This window comes from Sulfurimonas sp. HSL-1656, assembly GCF_039645585.1.
In the GTDB taxonomy this organism is placed as follows: Bacteria; Campylobacterota; Campylobacteria; order Campylobacterales; family Sulfurimonadaceae; genus Thiomicrolovo; species Thiomicrolovo subterrani.
The window spans coordinates 2,405,303-2,426,610 of record NZ_CP147915.1; the positions used below are offsets into that span (position 1 = coordinate 2,405,303).

Consider the following 21,308-nt stretch of genomic DNA (forward strand, 5'->3'; position numbering starts at 1 on the left):
GTTTACTGCAGCGGGTAGCGTTCCATCGTGACGGCCCTGATACCGGTCGGGGTGTCGATTGACACCTGCTGGTGCACGTTCACGGCGGGCGAAACGTGGGCATCGCGGCCGTAGACATAGCTCTGGTCATCCACGATGACCCTGTAAGCCTTGTTCAGCATCAGCGCCCGCGCTTCCGAAGGGATGATAAGGCGGGAGACATCGCTGTGCAGCGCTTCGACTTCAGCCGGTTTCAGGCTCCCGTTCGTATCGAAAAAGCGCATCATGACCTCATCGTTGCCGCGGAATTCATCCCCGGCGTGGTTCGCTTCCAGGTAGAGGGTATACTCATAACGGCCGTCAGCCAGCAGCGGCTCTTTGATACCGTTAAAACCGCTGTCCGACTGCGTCCAGTGGTACCATCCCATCTGTTTCGCCCCCGCATCGAATTTGCGCGGGAAGACAAAGGTGCTGTCGACGACGGCACCGATGCCCGAGTGGCAGCCGATGCAAAAAAGCGTCTCCTCGTAGGTCTGGGGACGCAGATACCCCTCTTTGTCCTCGATAAAGCCCTGGTAGACCCAGCCCAGACCCGTATTGAGCCCCGTCTCCTCGTTGCCGGTGATCGTTCGCAGGCGGTTGGGGAAGGCGTCTTTATCCTTGATCTCCGCCTGGGCCGCGTTGGAGAGCTGCGGGTAGGTGTTCCAGGCGCTCTTGCGTCCGTAGCGCAGCTCCTTCATCCGCGGGGCCATCCCGACGCTGCCGTTGGCATCCACGTCGAGATAGCGCACCGTATGCAGAAACTCCGTCTGCTCGGGGTAGAGACCCGGGGCCATGTGCAGCGCGTTGTCGATCTGCGCGTTTTGCGCGCGCCCGACGTAGTACATCGAGTAGTTGTAGAATCGCTTCGCCTCGAAGTCGTACGAGGGCGCCGCCCAGCGGTAGACGACCTTTGACGCGCTGTCAAGCGTACCGTTCTGGTTCAGGTCCACGCCGTACACCTTCTCGTCCACAGGGTCGATCGCGATGTCGCTGCGTTTGATCAGCGCCTCCACGATGGCGAGGTTAAGCTTGTACACCGCTATGTCGAAGACGCCCTCCTTGTTCTGCCGCATCACTTCCGGCAGCCGGATCAACACGTCGTCCGTGGAGCCGTTCGTCGGCCAGAAAGTGCCCAGGAACGGGTAGTAGGCAAAAGCCCGCCAGCCCGTATAGTCACCGTCCGGGTCGCGGTCGAACCCCTCCCCGTCGAACGCGAAGTAGCAGTCCGGGACGAAGCCGCCCCACTGCCCGTCATGATTGTAATCCCAGGCATCCGGTACATGCTTCAGGATCTCGCCGAGCATGATGCTGCCGTTGGCATCGAAGTAGTTGTCCCCGCGGACGTAGTCGAGGATCGCCGCGTCGGAGACGGCGGCCACGGCACCCGTGCGGTCGACAAAGAGGTTGCTCCACGGGTTCTTGTAGGTCGCTTCGCTGAAAGCGTAGCGCTCCTGCAGGGCCGCATCGTCGATATAGTTGGGTTCGACCGAGTTGATATGACACGTAAAACAGGGGTTATGTACGCTGCCGCCGGTCTCTTCCGTCTTCGTATAACACTGCGACGTCACATAGGCGCCGTAACTGTTCCTGACGGTCATCGCCGTCACGTCGGTAAAGACCTGGTCCGTTTCATAGAGACTCACATTCGCCTCGGGAAGCGGGGTTGACGTCGTATTGTCGTCACCGGTAGGAGTGTCGCTGCTGCAGCCAGCAAAGAGTAAAACTGCGGCCAGTAGACAAGAAGGGTACTTCATGATTCTATCCTTGCAGACCGTACGGAGGAGGCGGTACGGTCTGCACGAAAAGAAGGCGGGATGCCCTCCCTGAACGCCCGGAGGCGATCAGAACTTGAACGGTCCGACGACACCGACAAAGGACTCTTTCTGTGCATCCGTCGCCTGGCCGACAAGGCCGTACTCCGCGTCACCGCTGGAGACTTCACCGAAGGGGTGCTGTGTGACGACGGTAAGGTAGTCGTACCCTTTGACGTCGCGCTCCCAGTACGGGGACGTCGTCTCGGAACCGTACGGCGTAGAGATGATACGGGTCAGCTTCTCGCTGACGACATCGTAGGCCCAGACGAAGTCGTTCGGGTGCGCCCCGGTATCTTCGCCGATCGCCAGGATGTTCTGACCCGCAAGGTAAGTCACGTTGTCCGGGTTGGCGATACCGCTGACCGCACAGGTGTAGCTCTCATACGCAGAACCTTCCGGGTAGGTTGCCGGGGCACCTTCGACAACCGCATGCATGTTGTGAACGACATACTTGCTGTCGATCATCGCCTGCTCCGTGTCGTAGGCTGTCTGCGTCTCGCCGTTGATGTTCAGGCCGTAGACCGCACCGCACTTGTTCTCGGAGAGCTGGATATCGCCCTCGCCGTCCGTCATCCCCTTGCGGACTTCGCTCATCGCGACGAACAGGAGGTTGTGATCAGGGTCGAAGGTAACACCCTCTTCTTTTCTGAACTCGGTCGTTGCGCCCTTCATTGCAGCGTAACGGCGTGTTTCGAGGAATGCCGCCGCTTTTTCCATGCCGGTCTTGACCTGCAGACACTCTTTGCCCATGGCCGTATTGACGAAAGTGTATCCCGGGTTACAAGCATCGGAAACAGGCGCTTCGTATGCGAAGATATCGCTGAAGACCGGCTCGCCGGCAACGATCGTACGGATCTCCGCATCCGTCGCGTGGCCCAGCTTGATCCACATCAGGTCCGCTTTGCCCGCACCTTCGTCGGACGTCTGGATCCACTTGGCCGCGTAGAGTGTTCCTGCGCTCAGATCCTGCGCCGCATCGGCAAGGTACATGTAGAAACCGACGTTCGTGCCGTCATCGGTGAGGTACGCCGTACGTTCATCCGGCATAACGTAGGCGAGTTCCCACGCCGCACGCCCCATGCTGAAGTGTTTTGTATAGTCGAAAACCGGTGTCGCTACAGATGCGTCCACTTTGACTTCCGGGATCCAGCCGTAGAAGTACGGGTTGTTGTCCGCCGTCGTGTTCGCGTTGTTCTCGTCTTTCCAGTAGAACTTCGTCACCTCGTTGAAGCGTGAATTGCCTGTCAGCTTCGTGGACGCATCGAGTGTATCCTCGATTTTTTTCGCATCGGGCTCGTACTCTTCGGAACCGAGGTGGGATTCCCACGGCGTCGTCATACCGGCACAGTGAACCCAGCCGCCGAAATCTGCCTTCTGGCTGATATACTGCATGGAGTCCGGTTTGACGGAGAGCGTACCGTTGTTCTGCTGCAGCTCCATCCCGTACATGCCGCCGATGCCGCATTCGAACTGGTTGACCATAAAGATACGGCCGTTGGCGCGCAGGATGGAGGAGTGGTCCAGACCCGAACCGTCGCCGCTGTTCGTACCGTTACAGATGTACGGGCTGCCGTCGGTGAAACTGATCGCCGTATCCGTATGGTCTTTGAGCAGACCGAAGGTCTCGCCGTTGTTCACATCGGCCGTCGCCATCAGCTTCATAAAGCCGATGGACGCCGTTTTACCCGTTTTGAGGTAAGTGACGCTGTCCGTTGCGCGGAGGCTGGACTTCTCCTCGTCGAGCACAGGGGCGCTCAGCTCCGAAAAGGAGATCAGCGTCGCTTCGTTGACGTTCGGGGTGATCCCGTCAACGCCGTTGGAGCCGTCTTCGGTACAACCGCTCAGCATCAGCAGTGCTGCTGCCGAGGCGGATAACATCGTAATGGTTTTATCAAACTTCATCGTCCAATCCTTGTTTAAAAAAGATGGCGAATTGTAGGCGGCGAATATTACGCCCGCGATGCCGATTGATATCGCAACCGTTACGGCAAGGATACGTTTTGAAAACATTTGTCTCTCTCTAATAACTGGCCTGCCACTCCAGGTAGAAGCGCTCGCCGTAGGGGCCGAATGCGCTGCTGTCGCTGCCGAAACCCAGCAGCATCCCGGCCGTGAAGGTGTTGTGGTCATTCAGCGTGTAGGTCAGCGACGGGGCGACAAAGCGGCTGTTCGCCTCGTCGAAACTCTCTATATAAAGAAAGGAGCCGCTGAAGGCGAGGTTGAAATCATACACGAAAGTCGTCCCGGCGTAAAAGGGGGACTGCACCATATTGCCGACCAGTTCATCCGCATAGTTGTCAAGGAGCTGCGTATAGGTGAAGGTTTCGGAACTGTAGAGCGCTTCGACGACCCAGGTGATGCCGTTCTCGAAGCCGTAGTCGAACCCGGCGATCCCCTGGAAAAATTCCGTGTCCAGGAGGTCGCTTTTGAAATACCCCCCTTCGCTGCGCCACTCCGCCCCGGTAGTGAAAAAATTTCCTTCGAGCTCGTACCCCACCATCAGGGTATCTTCGCTGCGGATAAAATCAATGCCGACGTCGGCAAAGGAGAGGTACCCCTTCGCACGCGCGGCATATTTGAACGTGCGGTCGTGGCGCAGCGAGACCACCGCAGTGACCGTGCTGAGATCACTCGGCGCGTAGCTGTAGGTCGCCGCCAGCACGCCGTACACTTCGTCGGGCTCCAGGGCGTAGCTGTTTTTCGCGTTGTAAAGGTCCGTCGGCGTCCAGATCCGTCCCACCCCCATGCTGATCTTCTGGATCCCGGCGGTAATCCGCTGCACACGATCCTCGTAGCCGCCGTAGAGGCGGTGGATCCGCGCATGGGCCGCCCCCGGCCCGTAATGCTGTGCCTCGGTGCGCACTTCAAAGGGGATGTCCGCGCGGACATCGTCCAGCAGCGCGAACTCATCACTGTGCACATACCCTTCTCCCAGATAGTTGACCACGTCGCCGATGCCCGTCAGGAAATACCCCCCGCTGCGCCAGCCGCCGCTGAGCCGGAGCCGGTCATAGTCATAGGTGTATGCCGTGTCGTCGAGACCGGAGTGCTGCTGCAGCAGGAAATTCGTATTTTCGATCGTGAAGGTCGTCTCCCCCGCCTGCAGGGGCATCAGGGCCAGAAGTAACGATGCGCCGGCAGCGAAACGCCACAGGGTCATGGCACGACTTGCCCGTCGTTGAGCTTAATGATCCGCCGCGCCTGCTCCACGACGTAATCGTCATGCGAAGAGAAGAGGATCGTGATCTTTTCGACCGCGTTGAGCTGCTTCATCATCGCCATCAGGTGTTCGGAGTTGCGCGAATCGAGGTTCGCCGTCGGCTCGTCGGCGAGGATGAGCTTCGGTTTGGCGGCCACCGCCCGGGCCACGGCGACGCGCTGCTGCTGGCCGCCGCTGATGTGGCCGGGCATGGCATCGAGTTTCTCCTCTATCTCCAGCAGCTTCGCGACTTCCGCCACCCGCTGTTCGATCGCTTCGGGCTCAAAACCGCGCAGTTTCATAATGAAGCCGATATTTTCGCGCACCGTGAGGACGGGTACGAGGTTGTAGGCCTGGAAGACGAAACCGATCTGCTCCAGGCGCAGCCGCGATCGCGCCCCTTCGTCCAGGCCGGAGAGTTCGGTACCGTCGATGGTAATGGAGCCGCTGTCGATGGCATCAAGCGCCCCGATGGCATTGAGCAGCGTCGTTTTGCCGCAGCCCGAAGGCCCCGTGATGACCCCGTACTCCCCCGTCGCGACGGTAAGGTCGATATCGCGCAGGGCGTGCACCTCGCGCTCCGTATCCTTGTAAAAGTATTTATTGACTCTGCGCAGTTCGATCATACCTGTATCACCTCGATAGGATTTAGCTTTTTGAGCCGTCGCATCGGCATCAGCACCGACACGATCGCCGCCGCGATAATGGCCAGGAACGTATTGGTAAAGTAGCGGCTCTTGATATCGGCATAGACGACGGCGTTATAGCCGAAGGCCTCCAGTCCCGCCGCGTATTCGCGCAGGTCGAGCCCCTGCGTCTGCAGGTACCACAGGGCGGCGTAGCTTGTGAACGCCCCCAATACGAAGCCGACCACACCCAGCACCAGCGCCTCCGCGGCGACCTGCGTGCGCAGCTGCGACTGGGGTGTCCCCAGCGCAATGAGGATGCCGAACTCGCGCGTACGTTCCAGCACCGAGACGAGCATGACGCCGAAGATGCCGATGAGGACCACGAGCATGACAATGGCAAAGGTGATGGAGTTGAAGATGACCATCATCTCCTGCATCTGTTTGAGCACCGGGTAGAGCGTCTGCCACGTCTCCACCTCAAGCCCCGGGAAGACGGCCTGCAGCCGCGCGGCAACGGCTTCCGTCTGTGCAGGCACCGCCAGCCGCAGCGCCACCTGCGTCGCGCCGTTCGCACCCAGTCCTGAGAAGGTGCGGCTCCGCGGCAGGGCGACGTAGATCGTCTGGTTGTCGATGAGCAGGTTCGACGTCTGCACGATCGCCGTCACATAAAGCGAGACGGCGCTGATGTCCCCCTGGGCGTTCTGCGACGAGAAGACCAGGCGGTGCCCCACCTCGACGCCCAGGTCCTCCGCCAGTTTCTTGCCGATAGCGCAGCCGTTTAGCCGCCGTCCCCAGTCGATCTTCCCCGCTTTGATAAAGCCCGAGAGCTGCCCGAAACGCTCTTCGGCCTCCAGGTCGATACCGACCAGCCGCCCCATCGCCGACTTGCGCGCGGTCGAAGCCAGGCCGGTCTGCGAGAGCCGGACGGAGTAGGCGGCGACCGCCGGGTCCGCATCAAGCGCTTCCAGCAGCGGCCGGTCGTCGGCGATGGCGTACTCCAGGCTCTGGTAGAGCCGGAACTTCGGGGCGTAGACGGAGATCTCGCCGCTGTCGCTGCGGATCGTGCTCTCGCGCATCGTTTTGACCATCCCGTCGTAAAGCCCCTCGATGGCGAGCATCGCCGTCATGCTGCCCGCGATCATGAGGATGACGAGTCCGGAGCGGCGGGCGCGGCGCCACAGGTTGAACCACGCCATCTTCAGTGCCAGCGTAAAGGTCGTCCTAGACATGGTGCATCGCCTCCACGGGGGTGTTGCGCTTGACGACCGCAATGGGATAGAGGACGGCCAGCATATTGAGGGCAAAGACGACCCCCGCGTTCCAGCCGATGGTGAATCCGTCGAAACGCATCGGGATCTGGTCGTCGACGATCCCGTAGTCTCTATACGCCTCCGCGATCCCCTCGATAACGATGGGGTGCAGTTCATAGTACCAGGCGATCGGCGCCCCTACTGCCACGGAAGCCCCAACGGCCGCGAGGGCAATCAGCAGCATCTCCAGCAACAGCAACGCGGAGACGTTCCGGGGAGAGAGACCGATGGCGCGCAGCATCCCGAGCTCCCGCGTCCGCCCGACAATGTTGAGAAAACTGAAGATCATGATGACAAAGAAGATGACGACAAAGAATACCCCCATCGAGATGTAACCGAAGACGCTGTCCACCTCCATGGCCTCCACCTGCGCATGCATCAGTACCGTCCACGGCACGGCCTCGAGCCCCTCGGCCAGCCCGGACTGCACCGCTTTGACCGTCTGCGGCAACGCGCTAAGATCATCGACGGAAACGACAATGTACGACGCCATATCCCCGCTCAGCATCAGGGTATCGTAGTACGCCTTGTTCACAAACGCGGAAGAGGCGTCGAATTCGAAGAGGCCCGTCTTGAAGATGCCGACGACCCGGAAGTTGTCCGCGGCAAATGAGTCGTCCGTCGCCGTGCCGATGAGCGCCACCGTATCACCGACGCCCACCTTCAACCTGACCGCCAGTTCGCTGCCGATGTAAAGCGCATTGGTATCGTTATCCTCGAGGTAGCGCCCCTCGCGGCGTGCTTCGGCCATTTTGGAGAGCCGGCGCTCCCGCCCGGGGTCGATGCCCACGACCATCGCCCCGACGGAATCCCGGGGGGTGGAGAGCAGCGCGAAACTCTCCAGGCGCGGCGCGTAGGCCGCGATCCCCGCCGTGCGCGCCAGCAGCGCCTCCTCCGCGGAGACGTCGGTCAGCAGGTAGTCGTACCCGCCCTCTTCACGGTACCCTTTTTGATAGATATGCAGGGCGTTTTCATAGACGTCGAGGGCGCTTTTGAGCATATGTGCATGCGAGCCGTCCATCAGGGCAACGTAGACGATAAAGAGCAGGGAGCTGAAAAAGGTCAGGGCGAAGGTGACGACGGTCCGCCCCTTGTAATGCAGGATGTTTTTCAGCGCCAGTCCGAACATCGCAAGCCCTTAGCGCGAATAGCGTTTGAGCGCCTGCTTGGTGAAGTAGCTGCCGCTCACGCCCCGGTCGTAGACGACGTCGGAGAGAAGCACCAGCGTCTCGTTCTTCTCCTTGCCCTTCTCCAGCGGCTTGATCCGCATCACCGTGGGGAGATGGTGGCTGCCGAAGGTCTTGACGTCGCTGTAGAACATTTCGCGTACCTTGCTGCCGAAATCGTCGTAAAAAACGTCGTGGATCTGGGTGTAGGTCCGCCGGTCGATCTTTGAGACGATCCGTCCCCACACCACGGCCGCATCGGGTTTCGGGGTAAACGCGATGGTCACCGTCTCCGCCGTCTTTTCGAGGATCTCCGCATCATAGTCGTCGACCATCGAACTCTCTTTGACCATGTCGTCGTTGGTAAAGTCGCTCCCCATCCAGCTCTGCAGCATCATCGACGGCGGGATCTTGACGATGCGTTCGATCTTCGGCACGTACTGCCACAACTGCTTGTCGAGCTTCAAAAAGGTGATGCCGCGGTCTTTGGGGGGGTAGAGGATCTTCATAAAGCTCTTCGTCTTCCCTTCGGCCCAGCTCTCGATCCGCACCGTACGCTTGTGGCGCGCCGAGGTGATCACCATCTCCAGCTTCATGTAGACGTCTTTGCCCCGAAGGTTGTCCTCTACCTTTTTGACAATGTCGGACGCTTCGGATCCGAACAGCAGGAGTGTCATCGATAGCCAGAGCATCAGTAACCGCATCGCGCTTTCCCTCCCCTCGTTTTACCGATTATAGCTATATTTGGGCCGGAACACCCTAAAATATCCGAATGGAAACAGCACTACCTCTTTGCGGGATCGACGAAGCGGGGCGGGGCCCCATCGCCGGTCCGCTCGTCATGGCGGGCGTCATTTTGCACGCGCCACTTGACGGCCTGAACGATTCGAAAAAACTGACGGAAAAAAAGCGCGAAGCGCTCTACGCGCGCATTACGGCAAATGCCGCCTACCACATCGTCCGTTTTTCCGCGCAGCAGATCGACGATGACGGCATCTCCGCCTGCCTCTCAAAAGGGCTCAAAGAGATCATGGAAGTTTTGGGGGAAGCCGACTACCTCTTTGACGGCAATTCGACCTTCGGGGTCAGGGGGCTGCGGACGCAGGTGAAGGCCGATGCCGACGTCGCCGAAGTGAGCGCGGCCTCCATCCTCGCCAAGGTCACCCGCGACCGGGAGATGGTCGCCCTGGCCTCAACCTATCCGCAATACGGTTTTGAAAAACACAAAGGGTACGGTTCGGCGGCGCATATCGAGGCGATCAAGGTCCACGGCTACAGTGACGTCCACCGTCGCAGCTTCCGCCTGAAAGCCCTGCAGCCTACGCTGTTTTAGCCGCGCCCTCTTTCGCAGCGTTCATAAAGACGCGGTACTGCTCCTCGATGTTCTCCAAAGCGAGCGGTTCTCCGATGTGGATGTGTACTTCATAGGGCTGCTTGAACGGGGAAGCCTGGTACACTTTTTCGAGCTGGTCGTCGATATAGATCGGGACGATCTGCATCTTGTTCGCCTTGGCGATCTTCTCCGCGCCCGGCTGGAAGGGCCCCACTCCCTCGCCGCCGAAACGCTCCCCCTCGGGGAACATAAAGAGGTTCAGGTCCGGGGCGACCTGGAAAATATGCTTGATCTTTTTGAAGAAGGCGAGCATCCCCTTGCCCGCTTTGAGGTCGACCGCGATACATCCGCTGTATTCAAAAAACTTCCCGTAGATCTTGTTGTCCAGCAGTGTCTGCTTGGCAATCCACATCCCCGCCTTCTGCTGCGTCGAAAAGAGCGATTCGATGCTGATGATATCGAGCAGACTGCGGTGGTTGGCGATATAGAGCACCCGGTTTGATTCAGGCAGGTCGCCGTGCATCAAGGGAGTAACGTTGAGGTATTCCAATACGCTGAGCGAATAGTTCTGGCGTTCCTTCGAGAGGGCATGGTAGCGGTCGTGTTCATCCAGCTGCGTGTCCAGGTAGACATGGCGGAAAATGGGGATGAATTTCTTCCCGAGCCAGATCATATAGAGGTATTTGCGGAGGTTTTTAAACATGGGGCGCATTATAGCAGGTTATACCAGTAAGAATGCCTCTGCCCAGCAGGGCACAGCGTACTCACCGCAGCAGGACCGGTTTGATCCACTCCGGCTCGGCGTAATCGACCTCCGGGAGGGTGTTCAGGCGGTTGGTCTGCCCGATCAGCTCTCCGGTACCGGCGGGCGCGAAAAGGTAGATTCCCGCCCGCTCGTTAACGCACTTCAGCAGGGTCACGCCCTGCGCTGCGGCAAAGGCTTCGGGTGCAGTCCCCGGCTGCAGACGGACCAGGAAATTGCCCGTTGCAATAAAACGGTTGCGTTCACTCCGGTGCTCGGAAGTGTAGAACACCCGGCGGTATTCGGAGCCGGAAGCAGCCGTCTTCGCCGCTACTTCGGCCGGGACGGCCGTCACGACCCGCTTTGCCGCGGCACCGGCAGCCGAAGCATCGACCATCTCATCCTCGGCGCGGTAAAAGACCATCGCACTCTGTTTCGTCTCCAGCACCTGCTTCGTCATCATCGGACGCTCCGCCGAAAACACCGTTCCCGCGAGTAAACCCGCAACCAATCCAATCGTTCGTATCATTGTGCGCATCCTTTAACGCCCCCGGATCTGCAGAGACCAGCTTTTGAATGTTCCGGCGGTCCCGGAACGCAGGTCTTTGACGGTCAGGTTCCAATCACCCGCCGCGTTTTCGTCAAGGCAGCGGACGGTGGAGAAGCGCCAGTTGGAATAACTCCCCTCCAGATAGTACTGCCCGCCGTAGGCCAGGTGGCTCATCGTGCCCTGGGGAGACTTCAGCCAGATATCAAGGTCACCCGGACGGGCATGATCAATGGTCACCCAGACGTCAACGTGTTCCACGCTCAGCGTCTGCGGTTCGTTGATGGTCGCCGTCAGGCCGACAGTGTTGTTGTCCGGGACGGTCGTATCCGTCACGTCATTCGTTCGTTTGGGCAAAACGACCTCGGCGCCCAGCGAGGTGAAATTTTCCGCCGCGGTGACGGCGGCCTCCGCGTCCAGCAGGCCGAAACCGTAGTTATGATTGATATGCCAGCCCGCGGCGTTGGTCGTCCAGTTGCCGTCGTGTATATCATTCATCTTTGCCGTTGTCGCCAGAAGGTAGCGCACGTCACGGTAGGTCAGAGCGGGGTTCGCGCTCAGCATCAGTGCGGCCACGCCGCTGACCATCGGCGTGGCCGCGGAGGTCCCGTTCATATAGTTCGTATAATCGCCGTTCCCGTTGCCCGCGACATCAAAGTACACTCCGCTCCGATAGGTATCGACAAAGCCCGTCGATTCAAATCCGTAGTCGTACCCCGTGTAATCCGTCGTCACGATCGCCGCACCGTTGGCAGGATCATACTGCTCGCCGAACTCGCCTCCCGGTGCCGCGAGCAGGATATTGGCTCCGAAGTTGGCATAGGAGGAGTAGGTCCCGTCCATATCCGTCGCCGTGACGGTAATGACATAAGGGTTGTTCGCAACACCGGCATTGTTCGCGTTACCAATTTTCAATGGTGAATATCCGCTATAGCTGCGGTCATTCCCCGCCGCCATGACATAGACGATCCCCTTAGCGTCACGCCCCTGCTCCGCTCCCGTCTGCATACTGTCGATCAATGTAAGATCAGCATAAAGGATTTCGGAAGGGTCGCCCCAGCTGTTCGAGGAGATGTCCACCGGTTTGGAGAGCGCATCGCTGAAAGCAACGTCCGTCAGCGTCGCCAACGAGAAGACATTGTATCCCGCCAGTTTGACAAAAGGCGCCACCCCCTTGACACCGATGTTATTCCAGCCCGAGGCGGCGACGAGCCCTGCACAGGCCGTCCCGTGGGCGGAAAGATAGGGATCCGAAGCCAACTGGTTGGTATCAGGTGACGGGTCATTCGAACCATCCGAATAACGGTAGCTTTTTGCGAGGTCAAGGTTGGAAACCAAATCGGGATGCACGGCCTGCACCCCTGTATCGACCACGCCGACATAGATGTTGCGGCGCCCCGCGTAGGACGCCCAGACCGCTTCGACATTGATATCGTTCTGCTCGTTCGCATCGAGGTGCCACTGGTACGGTGTCAGGATGTCTTCATAGTCCGCCGTGTCTTTGGAGAGGGGGTCACTTCCCGCATAAAACTCGCCATAATCACCGAGCGCATCCCCATCACTATTTTTTAATGCCGGGGAAGTGCCGACCAGCAGTTCGAAATCATCAAACAGGGCGTCGTTGTCCGTATCCTGCAGCAGATGGGTTGTTCCCGTATACAGTTCCTGTATGGTCACCGATGCCGCCGTGTCTGCATAGGACTGCGAATCAGACAGGAGGGCCAGATCTTCCATCACACCGCCCGTGCTCAGTTTGGCCGGGTTGAATGCACTAAGCGCCGTCCCTGAAACCTTGAAGAGACGCTCGGAAAGCTTGGCAAGCACCGATTTTATCTCCGTTTCGTTTGTCAATTTCTCCTGACGGATCCACTCCGCGGCAATCGTGGTGAATACGTTCACCCGCACATTGTTATTGAGCAGATCCGCTACCGTCACATACGCATAAAGGCTACCCTGCACCGGTTTGACCTCGGCTTTAACATACTGGCCATCGTCGTCGGGGTCAATATCCTCGCCCCCCTCGCTTTTCACCAGCACCAGCCGTGTCGAGGCCAAGCCGCCAAGTGACGAAACGGTAAACTTTCCGACCGTCTGCTCCGCGTACGGCACCAACGTCAGATTGTCATCCATCAACTCTGTTGCAGCATTGAATGTTGTTGTTTCCGTTTGGTAGAGACTCTGCCCCGCAACATCCCATACGGTGACCGTTGCCCCGCTGATGGGGCCAAGGGCGATACTGTTTGCGACCGTTGCTGTCGGATCAGTCGGAACGACCGGGTCATCCGGCGTCGACCCCGAACTCGTGCTCGTCCCGCAGCCGCTGAACAACAGTGCCAGTCCGAATATCATCATACTGCTGCCCGTCGCCACCCGGCGGAATACATTCTGCTGCACAGATCCCCTTTTTATAAAAACTATCTATTCAGATTATACATGATGGCCGGCAAATACACGGAGCGGTCATCTTCCCTCTTTCAGAACACCCTATAAATAAAATACTATATTATATTTTATAACATTTAAACATTTAAATCAAATAAAATTCTTAGGGATAAAAAATGCCTTTAGAAAATCAGACGCATCAAAATGGCACTGGATTATGATGTGATGTTATATCTCGGCGGAGACGAAACTCTCTTTTTGGCGATCTACAGACATGGGAGGAGAACACCATGAAAAAAAATCGAATCGCTTCGATAACGGCTATCGGTCTTTGTGCGCTTATGACAGTTGGCGGCCCTTCTTTATACGCAGGAAAAGGCGGTGTTAAAGGTCCCGGCGGTGGCGGCGGGAATGACGGCGGTGGCACAACCACCCCAACCTACGATATCTCCAAAGGAATCGTCAGCGGCGATGCCTACAGTCTGGGAGTAGACGCTTCCCTCCTGAGCGGTGCCGTCCTCATTGATGTCGGTCCCGTTCCCGAAGTGCAGCTCTGCCCTACCGGTGGCTTCGACGAAGCAACCCTGCTAAAGGTTGATCTGCTCGGCCTCGTTCAAAGCAAAACGCTCTTCAATGCCACGGCAGGCGGGATCGGTGGAAATAAAGCGGGTGCACATAGCGTCAGCACTGTTGAAGATCTCAGTCTGCTCCGGGGGTTGATCAAGGCCAAGCTGCTGAGCGCCTCATGCAGCAGCTTTTCAAATGCAACGACGGCTGGCAGCAATGCAGGCAGCGTTATCGTCGGACTTTCCATCTGCGAAACAAACATCAATATCGGTGCGGCGGCCAATACGGAAGTCGCCTTAATCGATCTCACGCTTGTCAAAGGTCTGCTTGGCATCGGTAACAAAGTTGTGATTAAGCTGTTTGATAAAACCGGTACGCTGCTTTCGAGTACCGACTGTCTTGTCAGCAGTCTCAGCGGAACGCTGCAGTCTCTGCTCAATTCCGTGCTCGGACTTCTTGACAGTCTTCTCGGCGGAAGCATTCAGCTCGCCACCATCACAATCAATGAGCAGCTCCCGTCGGGCAACGGCGTTAATGTCACCGCCATGACTAACAGCGCCCTGCACGTTCATCTCGACACGAATCTGCTTGCACTTTTGAACCTCGGCGGCAGTGATCTTCAAATCGCCGGCGGAGACATTTACATCTCCGCGACACAGTGCGGCGTCGAAGTGAATGACGGCGGCGATGAGCCCGAACCACCGATACCTCCCGGAGATGAAACAGGCTTCGTAACCGGCGGCGGTACAATCGGCCATGGCAACGACAGCGCCTCTTTTGCCTCTTTCGGCTTCAATGCGCGTCCGGACAAAGGGCACATCAACGTCGTAGACCATGACCTTGGAGTCCATATCCAGGGTTACTCCGTCAGCAGTTTCAATGTCAGCGGCACCTGTGCAACATTCTCGGGAATGGCGAAGGTCGACCATCAAAGCGGCTACACCTATACGGCTGAAGTGTGCGATAACGGCGAACCGGGGGATACGGACACCTTTAGCGTCTCAGTCACCAGCGGCTATGCCAACAGCGGCGTGCTGACCGGCGGCAATATCCAGCTCCACTAGTAGCGCAATGACTCAAGGGGCTCAGTTTCCCCAGACGTTCTCCCTGCGGGAGAGCGTAACGCTTTCTCGGAAAAAATCAGCGAAATCAGTACATTGTAAAAATTGTCTATCGTCAGTGTGGATTGTTAAAGAGTGAAAAAGGTGGCGGACAGACAGGGATTCGAACCCTGGGAGGTATGACCCTCGCCGGTTTTCAAGACCGGTGCATTCAACCAGCTCTGCCATCTGTCCATAAAAAAAGTCGGAGTTTTGGTGGAGGCGCCACCCGGACTCGAACCGGGGATCAAGGTTTTGCAAACCCATGCCTTACCACTTGGCTATGGCGCCACCGGTGGTGCCCGGAGCCGGGATCGAACCGGCACGATCGCAATGATCGAGGGATTTTAAGTCCCTTGCGTCTACCAATTTCGCCATCCGGGCTCAAGACACCAAAAAAAACCCCAACTCAAACCTCTTGCAAAGAAAAGAAGTTTCAGTTGGGGTGTTTAAATGAATAAAAATGGAGCGGGAAACGAGGTTCGAACTCGCGACCCCAACCTTGGCAAGGTTGTGCTCTACCACTGAGCTATTCCCGCATCTGTTGTTGTGGACCGAAATTATAGGGAAATTCACTCCCAATGTCAAGGGCTTTTCGCCGTTTTTGCGAAAACTTCGTTATAATCTCGAAAATATGCATTTTATATAAATATAGAAGGACCTGACCTATGCGCAGCGATACAGTCAAACGCGGCTTCGACCGCACCCCGCACCGGAGTCTTTTCAGAGCGACCGGCCTCAAAGACGAGGATTTCGACAAACCGTTTATCGGAGTCGCCAACAGCCACATCGACATCATTCCGGGCCACTTCTTCCTGCAGGAGTACGGACGTATCGTCAAAGAAGCGATCCGCGAAGCGGGCGGCGTCCCGTTCGAATTCAACACGATCGGCGTTGACGACGGGATCGCCATGGGCCACGACGGGATGCTCTACTCCCTGCCCAGCCGCGAACTGATCGCTGACAGTATCGAAACCGTCATGAACGCGCATAAGCTTGACGCGCTCATCTGTATCCCCAACTGCGACAAGATCGTCCCGGGAATGATCATGGGCGCCCTGCGCGTCAACGTCCCGACCGTTTTCGTCTCCGGCGGCCCGATGGCGGCAGGCCACAAAAAAGACGGTACGCCGATCGACCTTGCGACCGCATTCGAAGCCGTCGGCCAGCACGCCGAAGGCAATATGAGCGATGAGGAGCTCTACGAGATCGAATGTGAAGCCTGCCCGTCCGGCGGCTCCTGCTCGGGGATGTTCACCGCGAACTCCATGAACACGCTTTGCGAAGCGATGGGAATAGCCCTGCCGGGCAACGGAACGGTACTGGCGATGACGCCGGAGCGTATCGAGATGGTCAAGCAGGCGGCGAAGCGCATCGTCGAAATGGCCAAGGCCGATGATTCGAAGTACAACCTGCGCAACGTTCTCAACGAAAAAGCGATCCACAACGCCTTCGTCGTCGACATGGCGATGGGCGGTTCGAGCAATACGGTCCTTCACATGCTCGCGATCGCCAAAGAGGCGGAGGTTGATTTCGACATCACCAAGATCAACCAGATCGCCAAGAACGTCTCGCATATCGCGAAGATCTCCCCCTCCCTCGGAACGGTCCACATGGAGGACATCGGCCGTGCCGGCGGCGTCAACGCCGTCATGAAAGAGGTCAGCCGCCGCGGCGGACTGCTGCACCTGGACAACCCGACGGTCACGGGCGAGACGATCGGCGAGCGCATTGCCGATGCCGAGATCAAGGATACCAACGTCATCCACACCAACGAAAACGCCTACTCGCCGGTCGGCGGCCTCTCCATCCTCTTCGGCAACCTTGCCGAAGAGGGCGCGGTCGTCAAAACGGCCGGGATCGCGCCGAGCATGCGCCAGTTCAAAGGCACCGCCGTCTGCTTCAATTCGCAGCAGGAGGCGATCGCCGGTATCATCGGCCACAAGGTCAAGCCGGGCAACGTCGTCGTCATCCGCTACGAAGGCCCCAAAGGCGGACCGGGTATGCAGGAGATGCTGGCACCGACATCGCTCATCATGGGAATGGGCCTCGGCGAAAGCGTCGCCCTCATTACCGACGGCCGCTTCTCCGGTGCGACACGCGGTGCTTCCATCGGCCACGTCAGCCCCGAAGCGGCCGAGGGCGGGCTCATCGGTCTGATCGAAGACGGTGACGAGATCGAACTCGACGTTGACACGCACCTGCTGCAGCTCAACGTCGACGGCGAAGAGCTTGAACGCCGCCGCCTCCATTTCAAACCGCACAAGAAAGCCATCAACTCCAAGTGGCTCAAGCGCTACAGTCTGTTGGTCTCCAACGCCTCCAACGGTGCGGTACTGAAGACGGAACTGGACTGACGTCCCGTCCGTCAACAGCAAACGACCTCACACCCTCTCTACTCTGCACGGCCCTTTAGGGCTTGTGATCAAACTCCGGAACGATCTTTTTCAACGCCGACACCTTGTCATCCTCCGCCAGTAACGCAGCGATGTCCTCTTCCAGATTCCCGATAGGGTAATCCGTCTTGCCCGCGATAAAGATGGAGCTGTACTGCGTTTTTCGCTCATTGTCGTCGATCAGGAGCTCCTCGTAGAGCTTTTCGCCCGGCCGCAGGCCGCACAGTTCGATCCCGACCTCATCCTCTTTGCCGTAGAGCCGGATCATCTGGCGCGCCAGATCAATGATCTTCACCGGTTCACCCATGTCAAGGATAAAGAGCTCACCCCCTTTGGCGATGGCGGCCGCCTGCAGCACCAGCTGGCACGCCTCGGGGATCAGCATGAAGTAGCGCGTCATCTCCGGGTGGGTCACCGTCACAGGTCCGCCCGCTTCGATCTGGCGTTTGAACTTCGGGATGACACTGCCGCTGGAGCCAAGTACATTACCGAAGCGTACCGCCACGATCTCCGTGCCGCCGCTCTGCACGTTCCCCGCATAGAGCTCCGTCACCCGCTTCGTCGCTCCCATGACATTGGTCGGGCGTACCGCCTTATCCGTCGAAATAATGACCACCTTTTCCACCCCGGCGGCGATACTGGCATCGATAACGTTCTTCGTCCCCAGCACGTTATTGCATACAGCCGTCGCTTTGTTGGCTTCACAGAGGGGAACATGCTTGTAGGCCGCGGCATGGATGACGATATCCGGATTGAAACCCGCCATCTTTTCATCCAGCAGATGCCGGTCGGTCACACTGAACATCTCCAGCTCCGCCCCCGGGATCTCCTCGCCGACACTGTAGAGATTGAACTCGCTGTGGTCGACCAGGGCAAGTGCCGCCGCTTCGAAACGGCGGCACTGACGGGCGATCTCGCTACCGATACTGCCCCCTGCCCCGGTAATGAACACCCGTTTACCTTTGACAAAAGAGGCGATAACGGCTTTGTCCAGGTCCTTCGGATGTCGCGCAAGAAGGTCCTCGATGGAGAGATCTTCGAGTTTGTCGTACTGTCCCCCCAGCAGCCGGACCCGTTTAACCTCAGTCACCCCGGCATCGCTCAGCCTTGTTACCAGCGCCTGAAGTTCAGCCTGGGGCAGACTGCTCGCCACGATTGCCGCAGTGATCCCGCGTTCGTCGATCAGGGTTTCCAGCGTCTCCTCGCCGTACACCCGGATATTGCTGATGTAGGTCCCCACGGCACTGCGGTTCTCCTCGGACAGTACGACGACGGCAGAGGGGTAGTAGGGGATATCCCCCTCCTGGGCACTCTTGATGATCGCGGCCGTTTTGGGGTTGACGCCAAGCAGCAGCACGGGCTGCTGGCGGGAGGAATACTCCTGCTCCGTCAGCAAGCGTTTTGAAATGCGCAGCGCCCCGATGGCAAAGAGGGAGAGAAAAAAGTCGATGACGATGACACTGCGGGGGAACGGATCGAAGGCCCCCGGGAACAGCAGGTAGACAGCCGTAAAAACCGTATAGGCAGCCAGGTGGGCTTTGACGATATTCTTTGCCTCTGCAAAACCGACGAAACGCCAGACGATGAAATAGATCCTGAAAAGGAAAAACGCGGCGATCTTGATGCTCACAAGATAGAGGTAGACCGTATCGAAGGATGAAAAGAAACGCAGCGGGATGTCAAAATTGAAACGCAGGGCATAGGCACCGTACAGGGTGGCCAGGGAGAGCAGCATATCCAGCAGCAGAAAGAATGCGATCCGTTTTCCGGACGTGGGCCGCAGCAGACCGGTCACACCACGACCTTCCGGATGATATCGCAAACCCTGGCAACGTCCTCCCGGCCCATCTGGGTGCCGCTTGGGAGGCAGAGCCCTTGCAAGAACAACTGTTCACTGACACCGTCCGTCACCGCTACCGCCCCGGAAAACAGGGGCTGCATGTGCATCGGTTTCCAGAGAAGCCGGCTTTCGATATCCTGGGCTTCCAGTGCCGTACGGACCCGCTCGGGATCGGTGTGGCTGAAGGTGATCGTCGTCAGCCAGCGGTTCCCATGCGCTCCCGGGAGTTCGGGCATAAAGGCGATCTCGTTGATCTCCCCCAATGCTTCACAGTACCATTCAAAGATCTGCCGCCGCTGTGCGACACGTTCGGAAAGCACCTCCATCTGCGCCACGCCGATGGCCGCGAGCACGTTGCTCATACGGTAGTTGTACCCCAGCTCTTTGTGCTCGTACCACGGGGTCGGCTCTTTGGCCTGCGTCGCGTAAAACATTGCCTTTTTGATCGCCGCCTCGCTTTTGGCGACGAGCATCCCCCCGCCGGAGGTGGAGAGGATCTTGTTCCCGTTGAAGGAGTAGACGCCGAAGTCGCCCCAGGTCCCCGTATGGATGCCGTCCAGGGTCGCCCCGAGGCTTTCGGCCGCATCCTCGATCACCACAATACCGTGCCGCCGGCAGATTTCCATAATCCGCCGCATCTCCGCGCACTGGCCGTAGAGGTGAGTGACAATGAGGGCCTTCGGCGGTTTCGGGGAACGCGCAATCGCGCTCTCGAGCAGTTCGGGCGAGAGGTTCCAGCTCGCCATGTCCGCATCGATGAACAGGGGCGTTGCATGCTGGTAAAGGATGGCGGCTACGGAACCGATAAAGGTGAACGACGACGCGAGCACAATGTCGCCCTCACCGATACCGCTGACCCGCAGTGCCAGATGCAGCGCCGCGGTACCGCTGGACGTTCCCAGTGCATAGGGTGCCTGCGTATAGTCGCAAATCGCCTGCTCGAAACGCGTCACCATCGGCCCGAGCGGCGCGATGTAATTGCTCTCGAACACTTCGGCGATGTAGCGCTGCTCGTTGCCGGTCATATGCGGCGGGGAGAGGAAAAGGCGTCCGTTCATTGTCTCAGCTCCTTTTTAATCACGGCGGGGACGCCGGCGGCCATCACACCGTCCGGGAGCGAAGCGATGACGGCCGATCCCGCGGCAATCACGGCATCAGCGCCGATGCTCACGCCCTGCACGACGCTGCTTCCGATTCCCACATGCGTCCGCAGGCCGACGCGCACCGCACCTGCCAGCGCAACCTTCGGACTCAGGTGTGCAAAATCTCCGACATGGCAGTCATGCTCGACGACGGCGCCGGAATTGACGATGACCCCTTCCCCGATCGTTGTACCGGTGTTGACAACGGCCAGCGGCATAATCACGCTGCCGCACCCGACAGCCGCATCCGCTGCGATGACGGCAGAAGGGTGGATGAGCGTCAAGGGTTCCACCCCTATGGCCGCCAACTTTTCAAAAACGCGCTGTCGGGCCGCATTGCTTCCGACGCCGAGGGCGACAGGGATGTCCGCATATGCCGTTTTGAATGTCTCAAAATCGTATGCATTCTCTTTTACAGCATCGTCGATCCAGAGGATCTCGCTATAGCCGCAGGCCCGTGCGATCTGTGCGACGACCCGGCCATGCCCCCCGACCCCATAGATACCGATGCGTTTAATTGTTTCCATTGAACTTCTCCACCGTCACATGTCCCTCGGCATTGATGCCTTCGCGGACAAACACTTTTTTGATCGTCAGAAGTGCGATCCTGAGGTCCAGCCGCCAAGACAGATGATCGACGTACCAGACGTCGTAGGCGAACTTCTGTTTCCAGCTGATCGCATTGCGCCCGTTGACCTGGGCCCAGCCCGTTATCCCGGGTTTGACGTCATGCCGGCGCTTCTGCTCCCCATTATACAGCGGAAGATACTCCTCAAGCAACGGGCGGGGGCCGATGAAACTCATCTCCCCGCGCAAGACGTTGTAGAGCTGCGGCAGCTCATCCAGACTCAGCGACCGGATCACCTTTCCCGCACCGCGAAGCCGCTGGTCATCAGGCAGAAGATTCCCCCCCGCGTCACACCGTTCATCCATCGTCCGAAACTTGTAGATCGTGAAAAGCCTTCCGCCGAGCCCGGGACGGCGCTGGGTAAAGAAGAGCGGGCGTCCGAGTGAAATATACACCGCCGCCAAAGCGACGGCCATCAATGGCGAAAACAGCAGCAGCAGTGCCGCTGCTCCGGACCGGTCAAGCAACGGCTTGAGAAGACGGCGGTACATC

The 21,308-nt window shown here is 58.5% G+C and carries 17 protein-coding genes and 4 tRNA genes; 3 read left to right on the forward strand and 18 right to left on the reverse strand.

The genetic code is table 11. From position 1 onward, the window contains the following. Positions 1–2: 2 nt before the first annotated feature. The 7 genes from WCX49_RS12455 to WCX49_RS12485 all read right to left on the reverse strand — a co-directional run bounded on the left by WCX49_RS12455 (position 3) and on the right by WCX49_RS12485 (position 8,843). Positions 3–1,775: a hypothetical protein gene (locus tag WCX49_RS12455; protein ID WP_345985396.1), complete on the reverse strand. Its 1,773-nt coding sequence runs from the start codon at positions 1,773–1,775 to the stop codon at positions 3–5. 87 nt (positions 1,776–1,862) lie between these two features. After that, complete coding sequence (locus WCX49_RS12460; protein ID WP_345985397.1) at positions 1,863–3,737, reverse strand: alkaline phosphatase PhoX; 1,875 nt, start codon at positions 3,735–3,737, stop codon at positions 1,863–1,865. 118 nt (positions 3,738–3,855) lie between these two features. Continuing rightward, positions 3,856–4,995 (reverse strand): hypothetical protein, encoded by a 1,140-nt coding sequence (locus tag WCX49_RS12465; RefSeq protein ID WP_345985398.1) that lies wholly within the window; start codon positions 4,993–4,995, stop codon positions 3,856–3,858. Further along, a complete protein-coding gene (locus WCX49_RS12470) occupies positions 4,992–5,660 on the reverse strand; it encodes an ABC transporter ATP-binding protein (protein ID WP_345985399.1) in 669 nt (222 codons plus the stop codon). The genes WCX49_RS12465 and WCX49_RS12470 overlap by 4 nt, the downstream gene beginning before the upstream one ends. After that, the gene (locus WCX49_RS12475; RefSeq protein ID WP_345985400.1) at positions 5,657–6,892 is read right to left on the reverse strand and encodes an FtsX-like permease family protein; all 1,236 of its coding nucleotides are present in this window, start codon (positions 6,890–6,892) and stop codon (positions 5,657–5,659) included. Before WCX49_RS12475 ends, WCX49_RS12470 begins: the two co-directional genes overlap by 4 nt. Beyond that, complete coding sequence (locus WCX49_RS12480) at positions 6,885–8,102, reverse strand: ABC transporter permease (RefSeq protein WP_345985401.1); 1,218 nt, start codon at positions 8,100–8,102, stop codon at positions 6,885–6,887. The genes WCX49_RS12475 and WCX49_RS12480 overlap by 8 nt, the downstream gene beginning before the upstream one ends. Positions 8,103–8,111: 9 nt before the next feature. Then, positions 8,112–8,843: an outer membrane lipoprotein-sorting protein gene (locus WCX49_RS12485; protein WP_345985402.1), complete on the reverse strand. Its 732-nt coding sequence runs from the start codon at positions 8,841–8,843 to the stop codon at positions 8,112–8,114. A 68-nt stretch (positions 8,844–8,911) separates the two neighbouring features. Here WCX49_RS12485 and WCX49_RS12490 point away from each other — a divergent pair, with 68 nt between their 5' ends. Beyond that, a complete protein-coding gene (locus WCX49_RS12490; RefSeq protein ID WP_345985403.1) occupies positions 8,912–9,472 on the forward strand; it encodes a ribonuclease HII in 561 nt (186 codons plus the stop codon). Here the strand turns inward: WCX49_RS12490 and WCX49_RS12495 are convergent. The 3 genes from WCX49_RS12495 to WCX49_RS12505 all read right to left on the reverse strand — a co-directional run bounded on the left by WCX49_RS12495 (position 9,459) and on the right by WCX49_RS12505 (position 13,155). Continuing rightward, positions 9,459–10,175: a lysophospholipid acyltransferase family protein gene (locus WCX49_RS12495; RefSeq protein ID WP_345985404.1), complete on the reverse strand. Its 717-nt coding sequence runs from the start codon at positions 10,173–10,175 to the stop codon at positions 9,459–9,461. The genes WCX49_RS12490 and WCX49_RS12495 overlap by 14 nt on opposite strands. Before the next feature lie 61 nt (positions 10,176–10,236). Further along, positions 10,237–10,743 (reverse strand): hypothetical protein, encoded by a 507-nt coding sequence (locus tag WCX49_RS12500; protein WP_345985405.1) that lies wholly within the window; start codon positions 10,741–10,743, stop codon positions 10,237–10,239. 12 nt (positions 10,744–10,755) lie between these two features. Beyond that, positions 10,756–13,155, reverse strand: a complete 2,400-nt coding sequence (locus WCX49_RS12505) for a S8 family peptidase (protein ID WP_345985406.1) — start codon at positions 13,153–13,155, stop codon at positions 10,756–10,758. A gap of 278 nt (positions 13,156–13,433) precedes the next feature. Between WCX49_RS12505 and WCX49_RS12510 the strand changes: the two genes are divergently transcribed. Then, positions 13,434–14,774: a choice-of-anchor P family protein gene (locus WCX49_RS12510; protein WP_345985407.1), complete on the forward strand. Its 1,341-nt coding sequence runs from the start codon at positions 13,434–13,436 to the stop codon at positions 14,772–14,774. A gap of 142 nt (positions 14,775–14,916) precedes the next feature. Here WCX49_RS12510 and WCX49_RS12515 read toward each other — a convergent pair. From WCX49_RS12515 to WCX49_RS12530, 4 genes are all read right to left on the reverse strand, one after another. Continuing rightward, positions 14,917–15,005, reverse strand: a tRNA-Ser gene (locus WCX49_RS12515). Between the two features lie 22 nt (positions 15,006–15,027). Then, a tRNA-Cys gene (locus WCX49_RS12520) sits at positions 15,028–15,101 on the reverse strand. A gap of 5 nt (positions 15,102–15,106) precedes the next feature. Continuing rightward, positions 15,107–15,194 (reverse strand) — tRNA-Leu (locus WCX49_RS12525). An 80-nt stretch (positions 15,195–15,274) separates the two neighbouring features. Then, a tRNA-Gly gene (locus tag WCX49_RS12530) sits at positions 15,275–15,349 on the reverse strand. A 129-nt stretch (positions 15,350–15,478) separates the two neighbouring features. Here WCX49_RS12530 and ilvD point away from each other — a divergent pair. Further along, positions 15,479–17,167 carry a dihydroxy-acid dehydratase gene (gene ilvD / locus WCX49_RS12535; protein ID WP_345985408.1) on the forward strand — a complete coding sequence of 563 codons (1,689 nt, stop codon included), beginning with the start codon at positions 15,479–15,481 and terminating at the stop codon, positions 17,165–17,167. Between the two features lie 55 nt (positions 17,168–17,222). Here the strand turns inward: ilvD and WCX49_RS12540 are convergent, their stop codons facing one another. From WCX49_RS12540 to WCX49_RS12555, 4 genes are read right to left on the reverse strand one after another with little or no spacing between them, the layout of a single operon-like run. Beyond that, complete coding sequence (locus WCX49_RS12540) at positions 17,223–19,001, reverse strand: nucleoside-diphosphate sugar epimerase/dehydratase (protein WP_345985409.1); 1,779 nt, start codon at positions 18,999–19,001, stop codon at positions 17,223–17,225. Further along, positions 18,998–20,104, reverse strand: a complete 1,107-nt coding sequence (locus tag WCX49_RS12545) for an aminotransferase class V-fold PLP-dependent enzyme (protein WP_345985410.1) — start codon at positions 20,102–20,104, stop codon at positions 18,998–19,000. Before WCX49_RS12545 ends, WCX49_RS12540 begins: the two co-directional genes overlap by 4 nt. Then, a complete protein-coding gene (locus tag WCX49_RS12550; RefSeq protein WP_345985411.1) occupies positions 20,101–20,715 on the reverse strand; it encodes an acetyltransferase in 615 nt (204 codons plus the stop codon). Before WCX49_RS12550 ends, WCX49_RS12545 begins: the two co-directional genes overlap by 4 nt. Then, positions 20,702–21,307, reverse strand: coding sequence for a sugar transferase (locus WCX49_RS12555; RefSeq protein ID WP_345985412.1), 606 nt, complete (start codon positions 21,305–21,307; stop codon positions 20,702–20,704). The genes WCX49_RS12550 and WCX49_RS12555 overlap by 14 nt, the downstream gene beginning before the upstream one ends. Between the last annotated feature and the right edge of the window lies 1 nt (position 21,308).

Excerpts from the sequence above, each read along its gene's own strand:
- WCX49_RS12455 (WP_345985396.1), bottom strand. The coding sequence starts at position 1,775 with ATGAAGTACCCTTCTTGTCTACTGGCCGCAGTTTTACTCTTTGCTGGC.
- WCX49_RS12460 (WP_345985397.1), bottom strand. The coding sequence starts at position 3,737 with ATGAAGTTTGATAAAACCATTACGATGTTATCCGCCTCGGCAGCAGCA.
- WCX49_RS12465 (WP_345985398.1), bottom strand. The coding sequence starts at position 4,995 with ATGACCCTGTGGCGTTTCGCTGCCGGCGCATCGTTACTTCTGGCCCTG.
- WCX49_RS12470 (WP_345985399.1), bottom strand. The coding sequence starts at position 5,660 with ATGATCGAACTGCGCAGAGTCAATAAATACTTTTACAAGGATACGGAG.
- WCX49_RS12475 (WP_345985400.1), bottom strand. The coding sequence starts at position 6,892 with ATGTCTAGGACGACCTTTACGCTGGCACTGAAGATGGCGTGGTTCAAC.
- WCX49_RS12480 (WP_345985401.1), bottom strand. The coding sequence starts at position 8,102 with ATGTTCGGACTGGCGCTGAAAAACATCCTGCATTACAAGGGGCGGACC.
- WCX49_RS12485 (WP_345985402.1), bottom strand. The coding sequence starts at position 8,843 with ATGCGGTTACTGATGCTCTGGCTATCGATGACACTCCTGCTGTTCGGA.
- WCX49_RS12490 (WP_345985403.1), top strand. The coding sequence starts at position 8,912 with ATGGAAACAGCACTACCTCTTTGCGGGATCGACGAAGCGGGGCGGGGC.
- WCX49_RS12495 (WP_345985404.1), bottom strand. The coding sequence starts at position 10,175 with ATGTTTAAAAACCTCCGCAAATACCTCTATATGATCTGGCTCGGGAAG.
- WCX49_RS12500 (WP_345985405.1), bottom strand. The coding sequence starts at position 10,743 with ATGATACGAACGATTGGATTGGTTGCGGGTTTACTCGCGGGAACGGTG.
- WCX49_RS12510 (WP_345985407.1), top strand. The coding sequence starts at position 13,434 with ATGAAAAAAAATCGAATCGCTTCGATAACGGCTATCGGTCTTTGTGCG.
- ilvD (WP_345985408.1), top strand. The coding sequence starts at position 15,479 with ATGCGCAGCGATACAGTCAAACGCGGCTTCGACCGCACCCCGCACCGG.
- WCX49_RS12545 (WP_345985410.1), bottom strand. The coding sequence starts at position 20,104 with ATGAACGGACGCCTTTTCCTCTCCCCGCCGCATATGACCGGCAACGAG.
- WCX49_RS12550 (WP_345985411.1), bottom strand. The coding sequence starts at position 20,715 with ATGGAAACAATTAAACGCATCGGTATCTATGGGGTCGGGGGGCATGGC.
- WCX49_RS12555 (WP_345985412.1), bottom strand. The coding sequence starts at position 21,307 with ATGTACCGCCGTCTTCTCAAGCCGTTGCTTGACCGGTCCGGAGCAGCG.